The organism is Micromonospora avicenniae, assembly GCF_900156065.1.
Classification (GTDB): Bacteria; Actinomycetota; Actinomycetes; order Mycobacteriales; family Micromonosporaceae; genus Micromonospora; species Micromonospora avicenniae.
In genome coordinates this window covers 1-4,353 of the sequence record NZ_FTNF01000052.1, presented here as the reverse complement: position 1 = coordinate 4,353, position 4,353 = coordinate 1, and the positions used below count along the sequence as shown (strand labels likewise).

The window sequence follows — 4,353 nt, the reverse complement described above, 5'->3', positions numbered from 1 at the left end:
CCCACAAAATGAGGCCAACCAGTCCGGGGTAATGAATTGGCACTGGCTTATCAAGCACCCTGTTGAGTTCTCAAAGAACAACCACACACCATCCGACAAACCCCCAACAAGAGGGCCCGTCATCCGGGGCATTTCGCTCGGCGTCCCGCCGCTCCCGCGCCGGGCACTTTTACTACGTTACCTCACCGTCTCCGCCGTGTCAAACCGGTCTGTCCCGGTCTGTCGTGCTTCGTACGGGTTGGCACCGGCGAACGAGCGCAGCAGCAACCCACTGAGCTTGATCGTCGGATTCGGCAGGCCGGCCGCTGCGGTCTCCCGCTAGCTCGCCCGGTGCCCTGCCGGTCGTCAACCTTACCCGGTCGGTTCCGCCTCACCAAATCCGCCTTGCGGCGAATCCGGGGCACCGCCCGGATCGGTAGCGAAGTGGTCTACGACCGCTCCGATCCCGATGCCATCTCGGTTCCGGACCCCCGGGCTTTCGTCCCGTTTGCCCCGTTCCGCGCTGGCAGAGAGAAAGTTACGCGTCCCCGGGTTTGATCGTCAAATCGGGGGGTGGCGGTCCGCGTCACATGATCATCGGCGAACTATCTCCGCTGGTCAGAGAGGTGCGGTCCGCCGCACGTCCGGCCTGGACCAGGTAACCGCCGGGTGAACGACGCACCGGAAGGACGGCTGGGGGCCGGCGGGACCGCGATTCGCACCCTGCGGACGGCTCGACGGCACGCCCTGCGTCAGGAGGTACGCCGACGCGCTGCGAGCCAGGCACGGATGCCCAGTACGCCCACGGCGGTGCCGATCGCCAGCGATCCGCCGATCAGGAGTGCGTGCACCCAGAAGAAGGCGGTCGGCAAACCCTGCGCGGGCGTACCGCTGGACCACGCCTCGGGGTCGTTCCAGATCGCCACGGCGAACCTCGGCCAGATCACCCACATCCAGACACCGACCCCGGTCAGGAAGACGGACCAGCTACGCGAAAGCACCATGGCACCCCAGTATGCCAGCGGGCTCCTGGCGGTCAGGATCTTCGATCCGCGGACCTCCGCCCCGGTGGGTCGTCCGGCGCGCGACTGGATCGCGCTCTTTCGATACCGCGAGATCATCGCGGGGTACGGTGAGCCCATGCCCCGGCCGAGTGTCCGTACGCCGGAGGTCGTCACCCGCACCGACGACCTCCCGCTCGGCGTACCCACCGGCCCGGCCGACCGCGGCGACGGCCGCGAGCAGACCCTCGATGTCCTTCGTGCCGGCGGACTGCGGTTCCGCGACGGCGCGCGATGGCGGACGGCGCACTGACCCGATCCCGCTTACCGGTCCGGCGAACCTCGCCGCGACCGGCGCGCCCGCGTATGAACCCACTCTTCCCAGGCATGAAAGGCGTACCACCATGACCGCTCCACGGATGCTCACCGGGGACCGCCCCACCGGACGACTGCACCTCGGCCACTACGTCGGCAGCATCGCGAACCGCGTACGGCTGCACCAGCGGTACGACAGCTTCTTCATCGTCGCCGACCTGCACATGCTCACCACGAAGAACACTCGCGAGGACATTCAGCAGGTGGCGGACAACGCCCGCGAGATGGTCACCGACGTCCTCGCCGCGGGCGTCGACCCGGCCCGGGCGACGTTCTACCTCCAGTCCGCGATCCCCGAGGTCGGCGACCTGAACACACTGCTGCAGAACCTGGTCACCGTGCCCCGGCTGGAGCGGGTGCCGTCGCTCAAGGACATGGCCCGCGACTCGGGCAAGGAGGAGATGCCGTACGGGCTGCTCGGCTATCCGGTGCTCCAGGCCGCCGACATCCTCTGTGTGAAGGGGCAGGTCGTACCGGTCGGCAAGGACAACGCCGCCCACGTGGAGGTGACCCGGGAGATCGCGCGGCGGTTCAACGGGCTCTACGGGACCGTGTTCCCGGTCCCGGAGCTGATCCAGGCGGACACGCCCTCCCTCGTCGGCACGGACGGGGCGGCCAAGATGAGCAAGAGCCGGGGCAACACGATCCTGCTCTCCGACGACGCGGCAGCGGTGCGGCGCAAGGTGATGGGCATGTACACCGACCCGAATCGGGTACGCGCCGACGTGCCCGGGACGGTCGAGGGAAACCCGGTCTTCGCGTACCACGACGTGTTCAACCCGGATCTGGCGCAGGTGGCGGAACTGAAGGAGCGCTACCGCGCCGGGCGGGTGGGTGACGTCGAGGTCAAGGAGAAGCTGGCCGACGCGTTGAACAACTTCCTCGACCCGATCCGGGAGCGCCGAGCGCGGATCGAGGACGACCGCGGCCTGGTCGACCAGCTGATCTTCGAGGGCACCGAACGGACCCGCCGCGAGGTGCGCCAGACGGTCAGCGAGGTACGCCGGGCGATGGGTCTGACCAGCGCGTACACCCGGATGCGCCGCCGGGCCGAGCGGGCCGGACGGGCCTTGGCCGCCAACGGCTGAGCCGCGACGGCGACGCGCCGTCGCGCCGGGCCCCGGAGAGGCCATGAACGGTGTACGCAACGCAGCGGCGCTGCCGGTCGTCGACCCGCTCGACGAGCCGGCGGCGCCGCTGCCTCGAATTTCACCCGTTCGGCGGCATCTGCCGATCGCCGACTGAGGTTAGGCTGCGCCAATCCCGCGCGCGAGCCGCGCGACCCCATTTCGGGAGGATCCTCAATGGGCCGCAGTCTCACGGCCAGCGCCCTGGCGACCACGCTCGCCGTCGGCCTGCTGGCACTCCCGGCCGCCCCGGCCACCGCCGACCTGGGCACCGCTCCCCGCGAGATCACCGTCATCCCGGAGAGCCCGACGACCACCCCGGCGACCGAGACGCTCGTCTTCGCCGGCCGGACCGGCTTCCTGCACCGGCACAACAACAAGGCCGCCTACCTCTGGACCCGGTACGACGATGGCGAGACCGTCGTCGTCGAGGACCTGGCCGGGCTGGCAACGACGGCGTTGAAGCCGGCCGGTGGCGACAGCATCTACACCACCGCTCAGGTCCCGGCCAGGCCGGCTCCGGGCAAGGTGAGTGTGCTCAGGTTGTCCGACGAGACCTGGCAGCAGTGGGAGGTCCCCGCGCAGTACACGATGTGGGGCGTCTACGGCCAGCGGATGCTCGTGCGTAAGCAGAGCACCGACCTGGAGCTCGAGCTGCGCACCTTCGAAGAGGACGGCAGCTCGACCACCACCCCCGTGACCGGCATTCCGGCCGGTGCCACGTCCGCCGGGCTCCCACGGATCGGCGACGAGCTGTCGGTGGTCATCGACTACCTGGCCCCACAGGCGAGGGCCGCGCTGCTCGACCTCAGCACGGCAACGGTCACGACGATCCCGGGCGCCAGCATCAGCCAGTACTGGCGCCTCTCCGGCGACACGTTGGGCTGGCTGAGGACCGAGGGCGAGTACCGCCTCTACTCGCGTGCCGGTGTGACGAGCGGTACGAACACGTCGTACCGCACGGTGACCGTGCCGGCGGACAGCGTCCTGCGCAGCGGCGTGGTGGACGGCGGACTGGTGATCAGCCGTTTCACCAACAGCAACGAGTATTTTCCGGCGATCAGTGTCCCGACGCAGGACGGTGCCCCCCGCCCCACGCTCCTGCCGAAGGTCGCGTGGGGTCTCTCGGCGCTGATCCAGGCACCTGACGGCGCGGTGCTGGTGGTCGGCGGGTCGGACAGCAGGGACTGGGCCGTGTACCGGGTCACCGCCGAGCCCGGCCAGCCGGCGACCGCCGTGCCCGTGCTTCAGGTGGAGGATCCGGTCGAGAACGCCGGGCTGACCTACCACCAGGGGCTGGTCCGGCACGTCCAGACCCAGGTGTCGCCGACCACGAGCGAGAATCAGTACGTCGTCTTCAGCCACCCGATCGCCCCGGACGCCTCCATCACCTCGGAGGGCGCGATCCTTCCGGCGACCGTCGCGCCGTGCTCGTCCGGCGCACGCTGCGTCCGCCTCGTCGAGGGCAACCGTTTCGGCGCGGCGTACCTCGAGCGCGCGGGCAAAGATGTGGCCTATTACCTGTACGACGAGTCGTCGGCGAGGCAACGGACCGAACTACCCACGACCAACGGGCGGATCGTCGACGCCAGCGGCGACTACGTGTTGGTGCGAGACGGCCAGACGGACATCCAGTACGTGCTCCGGGTGGGGTCACCGACGATCGTCTGGAGCGGACCTGTCAGGGGCACCGCTCTCACCTTCAACACGCTCTGGACGGCGACCGGCACACCCGGCCAGCTGACATCGGTCTCCCTCATCAACAACCAGTCCACCCGAACCGTCTCCATCGGTGCGGCGTGTGTGCCGACCGAGGTCCAGGCCAACGTCCGCTGGCTCTGGTGGACCTGCGGCCCGAACGGCCCCACCGG

The 4,353-nt window shown here is 69.3% G+C and carries 4 protein-coding genes; 3 read left to right on the top strand and 1 reads right to left on the bottom strand.

Features of this window, described 5'->3' with window-relative positions; genetic code table 11:
- Positions 1-731 precede the first annotated feature (731 nt).
- Positions 732-983 (bottom strand): SCO4848 family membrane protein, encoded by a 252-nt coding sequence (locus BXA10_RS30195; RefSeq protein ID WP_076474240.1) that lies wholly within the window; start codon positions 981-983, stop codon positions 732-734.
- A 136-nt stretch (positions 984-1,119) separates the two neighbouring features.
- Between BXA10_RS30195 and BXA10_RS31785 the strand changes: the two genes are divergently transcribed.
- From BXA10_RS31785 to BXA10_RS30180, 3 genes are all read left to right on the top strand, one after another.
- The gene (locus tag BXA10_RS31785; protein WP_175649366.1) at positions 1,120-1,293 is read left to right on the top strand and encodes a hypothetical protein; all 174 of its coding nucleotides are present in this window, start codon (positions 1,120-1,122) and stop codon (positions 1,291-1,293) included.
- A 91-nt stretch (positions 1,294-1,384) separates the two neighbouring features.
- Positions 1,385-2,443, top strand: a complete 1,059-nt coding sequence (gene trpS / locus BXA10_RS30185; protein ID WP_076474238.1) for a tryptophan--tRNA ligase — start codon at positions 1,385-1,387, stop codon at positions 2,441-2,443.
- A 216-nt stretch (positions 2,444-2,659) separates the two neighbouring features.
- The coding region (locus BXA10_RS30180) for a hypothetical protein (RefSeq protein WP_139338256.1) at positions 2,660-4,353 on the top strand (1,694 nt) is incomplete at its 3' end.

Bases quoted from the DNA above. Each gene is read 5' to 3' on its own strand.
- BXA10_RS30195 (WP_076474240.1), bottom strand. From the start codon at position 983: ATGGTGCTTTCGCGTAGCTGGTCCGTCTTCCTGACCGGGGTCGGTGTC.
- BXA10_RS31785 (WP_175649366.1), top strand. From the start codon at position 1,120: ATGCCCCGGCCGAGTGTCCGTACGCCGGAGGTCGTCACCCGCACCGAC.
- trpS (WP_076474238.1), top strand. From the start codon at position 1,385: ATGACCGCTCCACGGATGCTCACCGGGGACCGCCCCACCGGACGACTG.